At 69.6% G+C, this 15013-nt stretch carries 19 protein-coding genes and 1 pseudogene; 8 read left to right on the top strand and 12 right to left on the bottom strand.

What is annotated here, in order from left to right:
* Positions 1–153: 153 nt before the first annotated feature.
* The 5 genes and pseudogenes from K4B79_RS23475 to K4B79_RS23455 all read left to right on the top strand — a co-directional run.
* Positions 154–388: pseudogene (locus K4B79_RS23475) on the top strand (IMP dehydrogenase); the annotation flags it as partial.
* 81 nt (positions 389–469) lie between these two features.
* Positions 470–1135, top strand: a complete 666-nt coding sequence (locus tag K4B79_RS23470; RefSeq protein WP_232028846.1) for an SDR family NAD(P)-dependent oxidoreductase — start codon at positions 470–472, stop codon at positions 1133–1135.
* A 19-nt stretch (positions 1136–1154) separates the two neighbouring features.
* Positions 1155–1691: a cyclophilin-like fold protein gene (locus tag K4B79_RS23465; RefSeq protein ID WP_232028845.1), complete on the top strand. Its 537-nt coding sequence runs from the start codon at positions 1155–1157 to the stop codon at positions 1689–1691.
* A gap of 41 nt (positions 1692–1732) precedes the next feature.
* Entirely contained in the window at positions 1733–2500 is a 768-nt protein-coding gene (locus tag K4B79_RS23460; protein ID WP_232028844.1) for a glucose 1-dehydrogenase, read from the top strand.
* 36 nt (positions 2501–2536) lie between these two features.
* Positions 2537–2950, top strand: coding sequence for a (R)-mandelonitrile lyase (locus K4B79_RS23455; protein WP_232028843.1), 414 nt, complete (start codon positions 2537–2539; stop codon positions 2948–2950).
* Positions 2951–2987: 37 nt separating this feature from the next.
* Here the strand turns inward: K4B79_RS23455 and K4B79_RS47895 are convergent, their stop codons facing one another.
* The 4 genes from K4B79_RS47895 to K4B79_RS23440 form a co-directional block, all read right to left on the bottom strand.
* A complete protein-coding gene (locus K4B79_RS47895; protein WP_269463771.1) occupies positions 2988–3119 on the bottom strand; it encodes a hypothetical protein in 132 nt (43 codons plus the stop codon).
* A gap of 147 nt (positions 3120–3266) precedes the next feature.
* Positions 3267–3908, bottom strand: a complete 642-nt coding sequence (locus K4B79_RS23450) for a DUF3533 domain-containing protein (protein WP_374208501.1) — start codon at positions 3906–3908, stop codon at positions 3267–3269.
* A 38-nt stretch (positions 3909–3946) separates the two neighbouring features.
* Positions 3947–4174, bottom strand: a complete 228-nt coding sequence (locus tag K4B79_RS23445; RefSeq protein WP_232028841.1) for an SNG1 family protein — start codon at positions 4172–4174, stop codon at positions 3947–3949.
* Positions 4171–5295 carry a 4Fe-4S binding protein gene (locus K4B79_RS23440; protein WP_232028840.1) on the bottom strand — a complete coding sequence of 375 codons (1125 nt, stop codon included), beginning with the start codon at positions 5293–5295 and terminating at the stop codon, positions 4171–4173. Before K4B79_RS23440 ends, K4B79_RS23445 begins: the two co-directional genes overlap by 4 nt.
* A 264-nt stretch (positions 5296–5559) precedes the next feature.
* Here K4B79_RS23440 and K4B79_RS23435 point away from each other — a divergent pair, with 264 nt between their 5' ends.
* Positions 5560–5928, top strand: coding sequence for a DUF1330 domain-containing protein (locus tag K4B79_RS23435; protein ID WP_232028839.1), 369 nt, complete (start codon positions 5560–5562; stop codon positions 5926–5928).
* A 10-nt stretch (positions 5929–5938) separates the two neighbouring features.
* Here K4B79_RS23435 and K4B79_RS23430 read toward each other — a convergent pair whose 3' ends face one another.
* The 4 genes from K4B79_RS23430 to K4B79_RS23415 all read right to left on the bottom strand — a co-directional run bounded on the left by K4B79_RS23430 (position 5939) and on the right by K4B79_RS23415 (position 10003).
* Positions 5939–6985 (bottom strand): hypothetical protein, encoded by a 1047-nt coding sequence (locus tag K4B79_RS23430; RefSeq protein WP_232028838.1) that lies wholly within the window; start codon positions 6983–6985, stop codon positions 5939–5941.
* Between the two features lie 219 nt (positions 6986–7204).
* Positions 7205–8227, bottom strand: a complete 1023-nt coding sequence (locus K4B79_RS23425; RefSeq protein ID WP_232028837.1) for an SDR family oxidoreductase — start codon at positions 8225–8227, stop codon at positions 7205–7207.
* Positions 8228–8237: 10 nt separating this feature from the next.
* Positions 8238–8957, bottom strand: coding sequence for a DUF998 domain-containing protein (locus K4B79_RS23420; RefSeq protein ID WP_232028836.1), 720 nt, complete (start codon positions 8955–8957; stop codon positions 8238–8240).
* A complete protein-coding gene (locus K4B79_RS23415; RefSeq protein WP_232028835.1) occupies positions 8954–10003 on the bottom strand; it encodes an aldo/keto reductase in 1050 nt (349 codons plus the stop codon). Before K4B79_RS23415 ends, K4B79_RS23420 begins: the two co-directional genes overlap by 4 nt.
* Positions 10004–10078: 75 nt before the next feature.
* Here K4B79_RS23415 and K4B79_RS23410 point away from each other — a divergent pair, with 75 nt between their 5' ends.
* The gene (locus tag K4B79_RS23410; protein WP_232028834.1) at positions 10079–10615 is read left to right on the top strand and encodes a TetR/AcrR family transcriptional regulator; all 537 of its coding nucleotides are present in this window, start codon (positions 10079–10081) and stop codon (positions 10613–10615) included.
* Positions 10616–10869: 254 nt separating this feature from the next.
* Here K4B79_RS23410 and K4B79_RS23405 read toward each other — a convergent pair whose 3' ends face one another.
* The 4 genes from K4B79_RS23405 to K4B79_RS23390 all read right to left on the bottom strand — a co-directional run bounded on the left by K4B79_RS23405 (position 10870) and on the right by K4B79_RS23390 (position 13915).
* The gene (locus K4B79_RS23405; protein ID WP_232028833.1) at positions 10870–11232 is read right to left on the bottom strand and encodes a nuclear transport factor 2 family protein; all 363 of its coding nucleotides are present in this window, start codon (positions 11230–11232) and stop codon (positions 10870–10872) included.
* 60 nt (positions 11233–11292) lie between these two features.
* On the bottom strand, positions 11293–11727 hold the full coding sequence (locus K4B79_RS23400) for a MarR family winged helix-turn-helix transcriptional regulator (RefSeq protein ID WP_067425991.1): 435 nt from the start codon (positions 11725–11727) through the stop codon (positions 11293–11295).
* A 140-nt stretch (positions 11728–11867) separates the two neighbouring features.
* On the bottom strand, positions 11868–12260 hold the full coding sequence (locus K4B79_RS23395) for a hypothetical protein (RefSeq protein ID WP_232028832.1): 393 nt from the start codon (positions 12258–12260) through the stop codon (positions 11868–11870).
* Positions 12261–12688: 428 nt separating this feature from the next.
* Positions 12689–13915 carry a 3-deoxy-7-phosphoheptulonate synthase gene (locus K4B79_RS23390; protein WP_232028831.1) on the bottom strand — a complete coding sequence of 409 codons (1227 nt, stop codon included), beginning with the start codon at positions 13913–13915 and terminating at the stop codon, positions 12689–12691.
* 134 nt (positions 13916–14049) lie between these two features.
* Between K4B79_RS23390 and K4B79_RS23385 the strand changes: the two genes are divergently transcribed.
* Positions 14050–15006 carry an AurF N-oxygenase family protein gene (locus K4B79_RS23385; RefSeq protein ID WP_232028830.1) on the top strand — a complete coding sequence of 319 codons (957 nt, stop codon included), beginning with the start codon at positions 14050–14052 and terminating at the stop codon, positions 15004–15006.
* Positions 15007–15013: the final 7 nt, after the last annotated feature.

Raw genomic sequence — 15013 nt, 5'->3', positions numbered from 1 at the left:
GACGAGCAGCCGACCACGAACTGGCCCGGCCGCCGCACACCGACCTCGCACCGAAGGAAGCACCCCCATGCGCGCAGCAGTCATCCACGCCCCCGGCGACGTGCGCTTCGTGGTCGGCCCGTTCGCCACCTCGGACAACACCGCGCCAACTGCATCGGCGCCGACTCCGTGCTGGAGTGCGTCGGCGCCCCGGAGTCCATGCGGCAGGCCCTGCACTGCGCCCGGCCCGACCCGGCCCGGCGGCAACGTCGGCTTCGTCGGTGTCCCGCACGAGGCGCCGCTCGACGGCGAGGAGCTGTTCGACCTCGCCCTGCCCCTGGAGCAGGTCGCCGAGAACTACAAGGCGATGGACGAGCGCCGCGCCGTCACACCCCTCCTCAAGCCCTGACCGCACGCCTCCCCACAGCGGAACCGCACCCAGGTGTGCCGCTCCCGCCGAAAACCACGACCGCTCGCACAAGGAGCACCCATGACGACCTTCGCCCTCGTCGGCGCCGGCCCCGGTCTCGGGCTGGCCACCGCCCGCCGCTTCGGAGCCGCCGGCCACACCGTCGCCCTGATCGCCCGCGACGCGGAGAAGCTGGACGAGTTGACGGCCGACCTCGCCCGTGACGGCATCCAGGCGCGCGGCTACCCGGCCGACGTCCTCGACATCGAGTCCCTGACCGCGGCCTTCCACGCAGCCGCGGCCGATCTGGGGCCCGTCGAGATCCTCCAGTACAGCCCGGTGCCGCGCACCGACTTCATGAAACCGGTCCTCGACACCAGCGCCGACGATCTCGACGCCCCGCTCGCCTTCTCCGTCAAAGGCCCGGTCACCGCGGTGAACGCCGTTCTGCCCGGCATGCGCGCGCTGGGCCGCGGCACCCTGCTGTTCGTCAACGGCGCAAGCGCCGTACGACCGAATCCGAAGGTCGCAGGCACCTCGATCGCCTTCGCCGCCGAGAGCGCCTACGCCCGCATGCTCCACGACACGCTCGCCGCGGAGAACATCCACGCCGCCCAGCTGATCATCCCCGGAGCCATCCGACCCGACGCCGAGCACAGCAGCCCCGACCGGCTGGCCCAGCGCCTGTACGACATCCACACCGAGCGGGACGCCTTCCGCCACTACTCCGAGCCCCTGCCCAACTAGCCGGCCACTGGACGCCTCCGTGAATCCCGCCCCCTTCCGCGCTCTCGCCCGCGTGGCCCCGGCCGCCGCCCTGCTCCTGGTCACGACCGCCTGCGCCGACGATTCCCCGCCCGCCTCCTCAACCTCCGCCGAGTCCGTGCCCGGGTCCGCGTCGCCGCAGGCCTCGACCGCCCCGGCAGCCACCCCACCCACCGGCAGGACCACCACCATGAACATCCGGCTCACCCTCGACGGCCACCCCGTCGACGCCACCCTCAACGACAGCCCCACCGCCCGCGACCTCGCCGCCCAGCTCCCGATGACCCTCTCCCTGCGCGACCTCAACCAGGCCGAGAAGATCGCCGACCTGCCCCGGAAACTGTCCACCTCCGGCGCCCCGGAAGGCGCCGACCCCGAAGTCGGCGACCTGGCGTACTACGCCCCCTGGAACCAGCTCGCCACCTACTACCGCGACGCCCCCTACGCGACCGGCCTGGTCATCCTCGGGCACATGGCCGACGACGGCACCGAGCAGCTCGCCACCGCCGAAGAGATCACCATCGAAGCCGCGCCCTGACCCACCCCACCGCACCCGAGCGTTCGAAGGGACGAGCACACGTGAATCCCCGCTACGACTTCACCGGCCAGGTCGCTCTCGTCACGGGGGCCGGTGCCGGTATGGGCCTGGCGACCGCCCGCGCGTTCGCCGCCTCCGGAGCCGCCGTCGCCCTCACCGACATCGACGAAGCGGCCCTGACCGCGGCCGCGAAGGAACTCACCGACGCCGGCCACCAAGTCCTCGCCCTCACCTGCGATGTCGGCGACGAGGACCAGGTCGCCGCCGCGGTCGACCGCACCGTCGAGACCTTCGGCCGCCTCGACATGGCCTACAACAACGCCGGGATCCAGATCCCGTCCAGCGACGCCGCCGACGAGCCGGCCGAACGGTTCGACCGCGTCAACGCCGTCAACCTCCGGGGCGTGTGGGCCTGCATGAAGCACGAGTTGCGGCACATGCGGGCCCAGGGCAGCGGAGCCATCGTCAACTGCTCCTCCCTCGGCGGGCTGGTCGGCCTGCCCGGCCGCGCCTCCTACCACGCTTCCAAACACGGCGTCATCGGCCTGACCAGCAGCGCCGCCCTCGAATACGCCCCACGCGGCATCCGCATCAACGCCGTCTGCCCCGGCACCATCGACACCCCCATGGTCAGCGACATGATCGCCAAGGGGGAACTCGACCGCGCCGAAGCCGAGGCCGACCAGCCCATCAACCGGCTCGGCACCGCCGAGGAGATCGCCCAGGCGGTCCTGTGGCTGTGCAGCCCCGGTGCAGGCTTCGTCGTCGGCGTCGCCCTCCCCGTCGACGGCGGCTACGTCGCCCGCTAGATACAGCCCACGCACGGAACAGACCTGGGAGACACCATGGAATTCGTCGAGCAGCAGCCCACCAGCAAGGCCCCGGCCCACTGGTTCACCGGCGACGTCTGGTGGGACGTCATCGTGGCCGGCCGGGCGCCGTCCCGGATGCGCGCCAATCTCGTCCGCTTCTCCCCCGGCGCCCACACCAACTGGCACTCCCACGCCGTGGGCCAGACCCTCCACGTCGCTTCCGGCATCGCCCTCATCGGCACCCGGGACGGCACCGTCTTCGAGGCCCACCCCGGCCAGACCGTCGCCTGCCCGCCGCACGAAGAACACTGGCACGGCGCCGCCCCCGACCGGTTCATGGAACACCTCGCCCTGTGGGAAGCCACCGACGACGGCACCCCCGAGACCACCTGGGCCGAACCGGTCACCGACCAGCAGTACAACAGCCCCCGCACCCGCGCCCAGTAGCCCCGGCCGGGCGCCAGGTTGCCCGAGCGGGTAGTGCTCAGTCGTCGTCGGGCCGCCACAGCCGGCGCAGAGCGTCCGGCAGCAGGACGCCGCCGTGATTGGGACTGTGTCCGCCGTCTCCCAGGACAAGGCGGAAGTCGTAGCCCGCTTCGGCGAGAGCGGCTGCCACGCGCAGGTTCTCGGTGAGCCAGTTCCGCTGTGCCTCATTCCAGTGCAGGTCGCGGTGGCCGCCCTGCAGGAAGATGCGCAGCGGCCTGCGGGGAGTTCGCCCCCAGCAGCTCACCTACGACCGGCGCAAGAACCCGGCCGTCAACGGTCAGGTTCCCCTTGCCCCCGTGGGCGACCCGGCTCGCGGAGTGCTCTTCGACTCCGTCGGGATGCGGTGCAGTCCCTTGCGGTCGTACCACCCGAGCATGCCGAAGCCGAAGAGGGCGGCTGCCGCGAGGGCGGCGGCCATCATGACCCAGCCCCGAGTCAGGCCGGCGTCGCCCTGGGCGTCGTAGTAGAGGATCGAGCGGACACCGGCCGTGATCTGCCGCAGTGGTTCGAACTCCGCGAGGAAGCGGTAGAAGCCGGGCAGCGCCTCGAGGGGGGTGGTGGCCCCGGCCGTGGGCACCGCCATCCCGATGAAGACCAGCGTGACCACCAGCATGCCGGGTGTGCCGAAGACCGCGAGCAGGGTGAGCGCGCCGATCCCGGCGACCGCGACGGCGCACACTGAGTACAGCCACAGCAGCGGCAGATGGGGCGCGTCCATGCCCATGACGCCGACCGCGCCCGCCATGACCAGGCTCCCCGTCAGCAGCGACAGACCGGCCATGAGAGTGCTGCTGATGGCGAGGGTCTGCACCCGGGACGCCCTGATCAGCGGGCGGTGCAGGCGCAGCGGGCCCATGTCGTTGTGGGTGTAGCCGAGGGCGTGGTCGACCTGGCCGCTGATGACGTTGGCGGAGAGCATGCCGACGACCACGAGGGTGAGTGCGTAGTAGAACGCTGTCAGGCCCAGGCCGCTGTGCGCATCGAGGGATGGCCGTCCTCGACGGTGACGGCGGCCGGGTCGGCGTCGACCAGACCGACGGGCAGATGCTTCATGGGATCGACGGGATCGACGTTGGCCCCGACGTAGAACACGGCGAAAAGGAGCGCGAGTACGCCGGTGATGACGCCGTTGGCGATCCACAGCGGTTCGGCGCGCAGGACGCGGAGGGGGTGAATGCCACTCAAGACGTACGTTTCTCCCGCTCGGTGGGCGCGGAGCGGCGCGCCGGGGGCTGCCAGCCGCCGGTGACTTCCTTGACGGGCTTGTGAGGGAAGCGGCGTTGGGCGTACTCCTGGGCGTGGGATCCCGGCAGGACGTAGAGGGTCTCCTTCTTGTCCCGGAGCGGGCGCAGCACGGTGTCCATGAACGTTTTGCGGTCGTCCAGGTAGGGGCCGAGGACGTCCTCGCCGGCGGGGCAGACGGCCAGGCAGTAGCCGGACTTGTAGCCGGGGGGTGAACTCAGGCTCTGCCACATGGAGGCGTTCTCGGAATCGGTGACCCGGGAGCGGTAGTCGGCGGCGTCCTCGCTGTCGGCCAGGGTCTGGGCCCAGTCGGTGAACCCGCTCATGAACTCGCGGTAGTTGTGCGTGGTGCAGGCCGGCGCGTCGAAGGCGCCGTCCTTGGCGATGGCGCCGACCGGGCAGGCCGCGACGCACAACTTGCAGTCGATGCAGGGGTTGTAGTCCAGCGCCTGCCCGTATTCGCTCACCTCCGCGTCCACCAGGACGGTGACCAGCAGGATGAAACTGCCGAACTTCGGGTGGATGACGTTGCGGTGCAGGCCCATCACACCGAGCCCGGCGGCCACCGCGACCGTCTTGTGTGCCACGACCCAGATCCGCTCACTGGGGAAGCGGTCCATCTCCTGGGGGAAGCCGACGGACGGATTGAGTGCGCGGTAGCCGGCGTCCTGGAGCGCCCGGGTGACGCTGCGCGCGGCATGGTTGGCCTGTTCGTCGGCCTGGTGGAACTCCTGGTTGGCCACGCTGCGGGCCGGGGAACGGCAGTTGTCGCGGTTCATCCGGACCGCCATCGCGATCAGGGTGCGGGTGCCGGGCAGTGCGGCCTGCGCGTACTCGCGCTCTCCGGCCAGGTCGGGGTGGTCCAGGCCGACCGCGGCGGCGTCGTCCGCACCGGCCGCCAGACACAGCTCGCGCAGCCACCCGGCATCGATCACCGCCGGTGGACTCCCCCCGTCACCGGCCCTGCGCCGGGCGAGTACGGCCTGCACCGACGGGTGGGCGGCCAGCTTCGCCGGAAGCCTGGGGCCGGTCTGTGGGCCCTCGGGGTCGCGCGCGGCAGTCATCCGTGCTCCTGGTGATTCGGGTGCGAGACTCGCCCGACGGACGAGAAACCGATCAGTTCCATCACCGTAAACCGATCAGTTTTCCCATGCAAGTCCAGGCCGTGGACCAACCACCACCCGACGGGACTTGCGCACGGAAACCGATCGGTTTACGGTGGCGGAAACCAATCGGTTTCTCGCCGACCACATCCCGGGCTTCCTGAACAGCTGCCGCCGCCCTCCGAACCAAACACCATCTCCCTGAGACCGCAAAGGATATTGGCAATGAGTGAAAATTCGCAGAAGAAGTTTTATGCCCTGAACTTGTTCGACGTGGTCGACGTGGAGAAATACCTTGAGTATTTCAGTCGCCTGCCCGAAGTGGCCCCGCAATACGGTGGCCGAATCGCGGCATTTGCCCGCTTCCGTGGCAACGTAGCCGGTGATCTCACGCCGCGGCAGGTGCTGTTTCTCGTTGAATGGGAGTCCGAAGAGGCCTTCAACAGCTTCCGGGACGATCCGGAACTGGCCGACTTGCATCCGCTGCGGGAGAACGGGACGGCGTCCTACATCTGGCAGACCTTCGACGGCTCCGACATGAGTGACCCCACCGACGTTTCGCTCGACGACGTGCTGGCGGTGCTCAAGCCTTGAGCCCGTATCGCTACTGGATCAGCTCGATGTGCGGATGGTCCGGCGACACCGGGCAGACGTGGAGTTGCAGGTCGTAGCCTCGGGCGAGGTCGAGCATGGTGAAGTTCGCCGGCGGGGTGCCGGGGAGGAGCGGTGTGGGATCGGTCTGCTCCTCTTCCGGGGCCCAGCTTTCGGTGCCGTCGTTCCATTCGGTCGAGGCGATCGTCAACAGCGGGTCCGCGTCGGTGCCGCATGCGGGGCAGAGCCGGGGCAGGGGGTCGGTGAGGCCCCAGCGGGTCCAGCCGCCGACCTTCCAGCCGGGGGAGAGGGACACCATGTCCATGTAGAGCTCTTCCGGTGCGACCTCGTAGGAGCTGTCCAGCGCCGGTCCGGCCGCCTGCCACCTGCTCCAGTCGTCCAGTTGCTCCTGGAGGTCCTTGCTCAGCTCCAGGTAGTTGGGGTACTCGGTGACCTGCTCGGGTGCGAGCAGACACGGCTCCGGCAGACAGGTGGGGAACTGGATCGCGGGCGGCTCGGGCGGTGCGTCGAGTACGTCCGTCACGGTCGCAGCGGACCGCCAGAACAGCGCGGTCCTGGGATGCGCCGGGTGGTCGAAGGGGCACCAGAGCACCTGAAGCAGATCGGCCTCGGAGGCTCCGGGCGGGCGCAGCCCGGGGATGTCGCGGACGTACAACTGGGCCACGGGCAGCATGGCGATGGGGCCCTCGGGCCAAGGGCGGCCGGCCATGAGGCGCTTCTCGGTCTCCAACTCCTCGGGTGTGGCCCAGGGTCCTTCGGGATCGCGGCGCCGCCGGCTCTCCGATTCCGCCCGGTTGCGGCGCCACTGTCGTACGTCCTCCGGCGAGAGCGGGGCGTTCACCCGGTCCCACTGGTGCGGGCCCTCGCAGTGCGGCCATGGCTCGTCGGCGGGCCACAGCAGCGGCCCGCCGACGGAGCTGTCGTGCGGTGACGGCGCCCCGGGGCGGGGATGCAGCCGGGTCGCCGTACGTGCCAGGGGAGCCAGTCGAGGGAAGAGCGCGGCGACGTCGAACGGCCGCGGCGGGGTGGTGAGACTCATACCGGCTCCCGTAGGCACGAACTTGCTGAGATCAGTTTCCGAGGTTGAGCAGCCCAGTGTCGGCCCGGTTGTTCTGCCCGCCGTCCCGGATCAGTACGTCGACGATGACCTGCGGTTACCCGGACTACGTGATCGATGTCCAACGACTTCTCCGCCCGGATGTTCGTCACCGGGCTCGAATTCGGGTGCACAGGATTGAGTGCGGAGGTTACGGGCGGGTCATTTCCCGATGCCATGGGCGAGGAGACTCTCGGCGGTCTCCGCGACGGTGTCCTCGATGGGACGCGCCTGCCACCCGAGGAGCTTCTCGGCCTTGGTGCTCGTGGCGTCGAGATCCCGCCCCAACTGGTGCCTCAGCAGCCGCAGTTCCGGGTTCACGGCGCCCAGGGCGCGCGCGAGCCACACGGGCAGTTCCCGGGTCGGGACCTGCGCGGCGCGCTGACCCAGACGGTCGCGCAGGATGCCCGCGATCTCCACGACGCGCAGACTGTGCCCGGCGACGGCGAGGAAACGCTCGCCGGCGGCCGCCGGATCGGTCATCGCGCGCAGGTGCAGATCCGCGACGTCCCGCACGTCGACGAAGCCCATCCCGAACGGAGGGCACGCGGGCACCCGGCCTTCGAGCATTCTGCGCACCAGCCGCAGGGAAGGCGGGTCGTCCGGGCCGAGCAGTGGTCCGAGGACCGCGACGGGATGAACCGCCGCCATTTCCAGTCCACCACCTTCCTCGCCGACGAACTGCCAGGCGGCGCGCTCGGCGAGCGTCTTGGACCGCTGGTAGGGCGGGATGTCGCCGTCGACGTCGGTCCAGTCCTCCTCGGTGAACGGGGTCGACCGCCGGGGGTGCCCGATCCCCACGGCACCGAAGGCACTCGTCAGGACGACCCGACGTACCCCGGCGTCGCGGGCGGCCCGCAACACCCGCAGGACACCCTCGCGTGCCGGGACGACCAGCTCGTCGTCGTTCGCCGGTGTACGGCGCAGGGTCGGCGAGGCGACGTGCAGGACGAAGTCGCAGTCGGCGACGGCCTCGTCCCAACCGTCGGGGTGTTCGAGGTCGGCGCGGACGACGGTGAGACGGTCGTCGTCGAACGGTGCGGCCGCGCCGAGCCAGGAGCGCAGTGCCGGCTCGCGCCGCAGGTCGCGGACGGTGGTGCGGACGGTGTGCCCGGCGTCGAGCAGGGCCGTCACACACCAGCTCCCGATGAATCCCGTCCCTCCGGTGACCAGTACCCGTGCCATCCGTCTCTCCTCAACTCGCGAATCGTGTATCGAGAGGCATCAGCGGGCGCGTCGCAAGATGCCGTTGGGCAGCGGCCACACTGCTTCCGAGGAGGGCGTGGCCGATCATGATCGGGTAGATGACCGCGCGCTCCAACATGCCGACGTTCCACATCCAGCCGGTGTACACATCGGCCAGGAAGACGGGGAACGCGATCAGTCCGACGGTGCCGAGCGCGATGCTCACGATCGACCGGCTCCTGCTGAGACCGATGCGGGCTCCGCCGGCTCCGGCCACGATCGCCATGACGTTGCCGGCGAGCATGACGCTCTGCGCGCCGAAGGTGTGGAACGCGATCAGACCGTTGTCGACGTTCGCGTTGGAGCCCTGGAAGACGCCGACGAGACAGACCCCCACGCCGGCCAGGACGGCGAGGATCATGATGATCACCGGGCGGACGCCCTTGCGCGGGTCGAACACGAGGAACACCCCGACGACCAGGAGGATGCCGTAGATCACCCAACCGGTGTCCATGACGGCGCCGAGGGGGGAGTTGGCGGCCTGTCCGAACGCGGTCTGCGGCGGGCCGGTCAGTCCGAGGTGGCTGACCCAGTGGTGCAGGGGCGCGTACGGCGGGTCCTGCCACGCGGCGGCGGTGACGAACTCGGCGAGCCAGGACACCAGCGGGCCGAGGAGGATGAGGAGGGCTCCGGCGCGGGCGGCCGCGCCGGAGCGGACGATGGGGTTCATGCGAGAGCCATGCCGGGGACGCGCCGGCGGATGGCCTCCATCTCGGCCTCGTCGGAGACGCCCTGCCAGTCGTGGCGGGGGGTGTACGGGGCCTCCAGGGCGTGTACCTCGTCGTCGGTGAGCCCGATGTCGAGGGAGGCCACGGCCTCGTCGATCTGCCGGATCGAGCCCGCCCCGACCAGGGGTGCGGTGACGACCGACTGGCGGCGCAGCCAGGCGAGCGCGACCTGTGCGCGGCTGACGCCGTGGGCGTCCGCGACCTGTCCGACCGCCTCGATGATCGCCCGGTTGGACGCCTCCTGCGCGGGCGAGTAGAGCAGGTCCGCGTAGGACCCGTCCGTCGCGGAGCGCGCCGTCGACCGGGCGTCGTCCCAGCCCCGGGCGAGACGGCCGCGGGCCAGCGGCGACCAGACGATCGTGCCGACGCCTTCGTCCAGGCACAGCGGGATCATCTCCCGCTCCTCCTCGCGGGCGAGCAGGTTGTAGTGGTCCTGCATCGACACGAACCGCGCCCAGCCGTGCTCCTTCTGCAGGTGCAGCGCCTTCGCGAACTCCCAGGCGTGCATGGACGAGGCGCCGAGGTAGCGGACCTTGCCGGACTTCACGAGGTCGCCGAGCGCCTCGAGCGTCTCCTCCCACGGCGTGCCGTGGTCGTTGCGGTGGATCTGGTAGAGGTCGATGTAGTCCGTGCCCAGGCGGCGCAGGGAGTGGTCGACCTCGGTCATGATCGCCTTGCGCGACAGTCCGCGGCCGTTGGGGCCCAGCCGCATCGGATGGCGCAGCTTGGTGGCGATCACCACGGCATCGCGGTCCGCGTAGTCCTTGAGCGCGCGGCCGAGGATCTCCTCGCTGGAGCCGTTGGAGTACATGTTCGCGGTGTCGAAGAAGTTGATCCCCGCCTCCAGCGCGTGCTTGATGAGCGGGCGCGCGTCCTCCTCGCCCTTCGACCAGATGGGGTGGCCACGGTCGGGTTCGCCGTAGGTCATCGCGCCGATCGCGATCGGGGACACGTCAAGGCCGGTCGTGCCGAGCTTGATGTATTGCATGACGCTCCTTAGAGTAAGTGGAGAGCTCTCCAAATAACGTAGTGGAGAACTCTCCACTTAGCAAGGTGAGGTCCCGTGGTCCGTTCAGACGCCCGTGAGAACAGGGCTCGCATCCTCGCGGCCGCCCGCGAAGCACTCACGGCGGACGCCAGTACGTCGATGAACCAGATCGCCCAGCGCGCCGAGGTCGGCGCCGGCACCCTGTACCGCAACTTCCCCACCCGCGAGGCGCTGCTGCTGGCCGTCTACCAGGACGAGGTGACGCGCATCACCGCCACCGTGCCCGGACTGCTGGCCGAGATGCCGCCGCTGGAAGCGCTCCGCCACTGGACGACCGATCTCGTCGAGGCCATGCGCAGAAAGCACGGCCTCGGGGAGGCCCTCAGCGCGGGCGCGCACCAGGCGATCGCCGAGCAGAGCCACGGCCCCGTCATCGCCGCCATCACGGAGCTCCTCGACGCCGGAAAGAAGGACGGCACCATCCGTGCCGACGTCGATCCCGCCGACTTCCTCCAGCTCACCGGCGCACTCTGGCGCGCCGTGTCCACCCCCGAGGACCGCGCTCCCCACCTGCTCGCGCTCATCCTCGACGGACTCCGCACGCGCCGATAGACACGGCGCACCCGTCGTACTGGGGGTGGGCCGGTGGGGCGACGTGCTGTTCGAGTCGCGCGATGCCTCGCCGCGCACGGACGGTCCGGTGCGGCCGCCGGCCGGCCTGACGGGGAGGCCACCGCGGAGGTGATCGATCGGGCCGTTCGAGTGCGCTGCCGTACACGTCCGGTCCGGCAGAACCCACTCGGGCCCTGTTACGCAGAAGCGGTCCGCCGGACGAGCCGACGAACCGCGGTTCTCACCGGAACAGGTCAGACGCTGCCGGCGGCAACGACCTTCCGGAGTTCCTCACCGTCGTAGATGACCTCGGCGCGGACGAGGACACCGTCCTCGACGGTGAGCAGTTCGGCCGCGTCGGTGGTTCCGCTCACCTGGGGCAGGTTCCACCGCACGATCGAGCACACCAGGTCTCCGTCGGTGAACTGGTGGCGGACGGAGAAGTCCTGAGCGATCGGCCCGAACTGCGCCGCCATGGCGCGAAAGTCCGCCGCGGAATCAAAGGAACCCACCGGGCCGACGAATACGAAATCGTCGGCGAGGGGCACGTCGGTCATGTCTCCGTCGAGATTGATCCACGCGTCGTAGTAACGCTGTACGGCATCCATCGTCGTCATACGTCGAACTCCTCTGCCAGTTCAGTGCTGCACGAATATGGCGGGAATCGACGCGAGGGGTCACTGGATGATGCGCTCGATCAATTCCCGCAGGACCGGGTCGGCACCCACCCTGTCAAAAGCAGCGGCAAGTGTCTGCAAATAGACGGGTGTCGCTTCCTTCAGTGTCTCCCGGCCGGTTTCCGTAATGCTGGTGAAAACGCCGCGCCGGTCGCGCTCATTGAGACTGCGCTCGGCGAGTCCCTGCCGCTCCAGTCGGGCGACCAGACGGCTGACGGAACTCTGGTTGAGACCGATCGCCTCGGCGAGCGCCTGCATGCGCAGGCCCGCGGGTCCGGGCGCCTCGGCGAGCGCTTCCAGTGCGCTGTACTCCGTGAGCGACAGCCCGAAGCGGTCCTGCAGGGCTCGTTCCACCAACTCGGACACCTGCGCGTGCAGCGCGACGAGTTGGTTCCATGTGCCCTGCTCGCGCTCACTGGCGTGACGCTCACTCATGGCACGCTTCACCGCCACCAACCTCCCAACGCCCGAGGGGGAGCCCGCGGCCGAGAAACCAATATCACCCGTACATATAGCAAGACCGCGCTGGGCATGTAAAGATTCGCGCATTCATTGCACGGGTCTGTACCGCCCATCTACGTTACCCCAGGTGAGCGGGCGATGATTTCGAACCGGTGGGCCGCTTCGCGCCGCACGCTCTCCTCCAGCCGCCGTATGAGGGCCAGGTAGGAGCGTGCCGGACCGGCACCGAGAGCCGTGTGCAGGGAGTCCTGGACCAGACGCGCCGTCTCGGCGAGCGCTCCGTAGTGCCCCCGTTCGACGGGGAACCTGGCCATCCGTTCGATGACGAAGCCGGCCGCCTCCAGTTCCTCGGCCCACTGCCGGGAGACCGGCTCCCCCGCTCCCTCCGCCACCGCTATGTCGGTGCCGGTGACGACGACGGCCCCGGATTCGGGTTCGATGACACGGCGCCAGACCTGGGCCGTGGTGGAGATCGCGGTCGGCGGTGCGCAGTCCAGCGCCACCACCGCGTCGAACACCTCGGCGGGCGGGGCGGTCCCGTCCTCGCCGTCGCTCTTGTGCGCGGCGCGTAACCGGAATTCCTCCGGCTGCGATGCGTCACACTCGGGCAGGTGGTCGCCTATATGCAGAACCCGCTGCCCTGGGCGTATGCCGGCGCGGGCCAGAAGTCGGCGTACCTGGCCTGTTCTTGATTCATCCTTCGGCCAGGATGAATGGCTGACATCCGGATCGATGGGATCCCGGACGGAACCCCGATGCGTGGGCTGTCGTGCGGACATGGACACCCCGTCCCCCGTTCGGATCTGCGGCCGACGTGCTCCGCTTCCCTGAATCTCTGCCCGACTGTACTTCAACGGCCTCGAAACAGACGGAGTTGACCTACGATCGGTCATCATTTGGCGTGTCGATGGAACGGTATTCAGTCACCCGCGGATCAGAATTCCGCCATCATCTCGTCGGCGAAGCACTCCACCGCCTCACGGGTCTGATCGGCATTCAACCGGGGGTCGCAGGCGGTGAGATAGCGATCGGGCACCTGGCTCTCCAGGGTGCCGCAGCGTCCTCCCACGCACTCGGTGACCCCGTCGGGCGTGGCCTCCAGATGCAGCCCGCCGGGGCGTCCGCCGCCGCGCCGGACGGCCCTGGTGAACCCGCGGATCTCGCCGAGTACGGCGCTCATGTGGCGCGTCTTCAGCCCGCTGCGCGAGCGGACGGTGTTGCCGTGCATGGGGTCGCACAGCCAAATGGCCGGATGTCCCGCCCGGCGCAGGGCTTCCACCAACCCCGGCAGTCCCTCCTCCACGCGGTCCGCGCCCATCCGTGCGATCAGGACGAGCCGGCCGGGCCGGCGGTCGGGGTCGAGGACCTGGGCGAGCCGGACGATGTCCCGGGGCGTCGTCGTCGGCCCCACCTTGGATCCGACGGCATTGGCCACCCCGGCGAGAAAACGCACATGGGCGCTGTCCGGATGCCGGGTGCGCTCGCCCACCCACGGGAAGTGCGTGGAGCACAGCACCCACCCGCCGTGCCTGTCGTCCCACCTGGTCAGCGGTTCCTCGTAGTCGAGGACCAGCGCCTCGTGACTGGTCCACAGCGCGGGACGGCCGCCCTCGCCGGACTCCCGCAGCAGGGACAGGGTGCGCGCGGCGTGCTCGTACCCCCACAGCAGCCTGCGCGGCTCCGGGCGCCGGGACAGTTCGTCGGGCCGGCAGTCATTGACCAGGTCCCCGCGGAAGGCGGGCAGCCGGACACCGTCCACGTCCTCCGTGGGGGACGACCGGGGCTTGGCGAACTGCCCCGCGATACGCCCGACGTTGATCACCGGTGTGCGCAGCCGGTCCCCGACGATCCCCGCCACCTCCCGGGAGAGCGCCACGGCTCCCGCGATGTCGGCCCGCGCGGGAAGGGCGAACGTCTCGGCGCAGTCCCCCATCTGCAGCACCAGGGCACGCCCCTCGGCGACATCGGTCAGCTGTCGCCGTAGCGCGAGGACCTCTTCCGGAGCCACCAGCGGTGCCCGCCGCAGGAGTTGCGCCCGGATTCCTCGCAGGCCGACGCTCTCCGGCCAGCCGGGAGGCTGCAGCGCCCGGAACCGCCGCCAACGCGCCGGATGCCAAGAGGCTCGGGTGCCGTCCGGATGGGAGACGACTTCTGTCCGCATCGCTCAACTACCTCTCCGACTGTGCCAGTTCGGTTCTCTGGGCTGCCTCGACCATTCTAGACCCATACAATGTATGCATGAGTCTAGACTCTCGCAGTATCATGAACGGCGACGAGACAGACGGGGGTGGAAACATGGGGCTGCCCGAACACGATCCGCACGACCCGGTGGAGAGCGCCGTGATCGCCCGGCTCTCCGGCAACTGGCACCGGCGCGCCGCGGTCAAACGGCCCGAACCGGATCTGGACGATCTCTTCGAGGTGCAACGGCCCGACTATCCCGAACGACTGCTGCCCTTCCACGACCACCCGACGTACCGCGCGCTGGACGACGAGGCGAAGGCGAAGCTGCGTGCCTGGGGCTGGGTCGCGTTCAACAAGAACGTGATGGACATCGAGCAGCAAGTGGTGAACCCGGGGTTCACCCTGATCGCCACCGACGCGTTCGACACGGGTCTCGGCGAGCCCATGGCGATCGCGGTGACCCAGGCCATGGTGGACGAGCAGTACCACACGCTGATGCACCTCAACGCGAGCGCGGTGACCCGGCGCAGGCGCGGCTGGCGGATGCCCGAATCCGCGCTGCCGCTCGGCCACAAGGCGCGCCGCTACCGGCAGCGGATGGAGAAGGCCTCGCAGGCCGGGCACCGCGAGATCGACACCCTGGCCTACACGACGGTCGCCGAGATATCGATCAACGCGTATCTCGACCTCATCGCCGACAGCGACGACATCCAGCCGATCAACCGGGCGACCGCCGAACTGCACAACCGCGACGAGTACTGCCACTCCTCCATCGCGGACGAGATCGCCAAGTCCGCCTACAGCCGCTTCGGCGATGAACAGCGCGGGCTCTTTCTCGAAGCCCTCGCCGACGGCATGGAGGCCTTCGCGGCCAACGACTTCACGACCTGGCACCGGATCGTCGAGCTGGTCGGCGTGCCCGGTGGACGGCAGATGGTGCTGGACGTCGAGCACGACGCGGCCCGCCGCCGCCTGCTCCAGGACTTCGGTGCCCTGCACCGGCTCTGCGCGGACATGGAGGTGCTCGACCGGCTTCCCTTCGACTGGTCCACGGTCAGGACCGGCTGACCGCACC

Origin of the sequence: Streptomyces lincolnensis (genome assembly GCF_021173675.1) — a bacterium.
Lineage (GTDB): Bacteria > Actinomycetota > Actinomycetes > Streptomycetales > Streptomycetaceae > Streptomyces > Streptomyces lincolnensis_B.
This window is presented reverse-complemented; position numbering and strand designations above follow the sequence as displayed.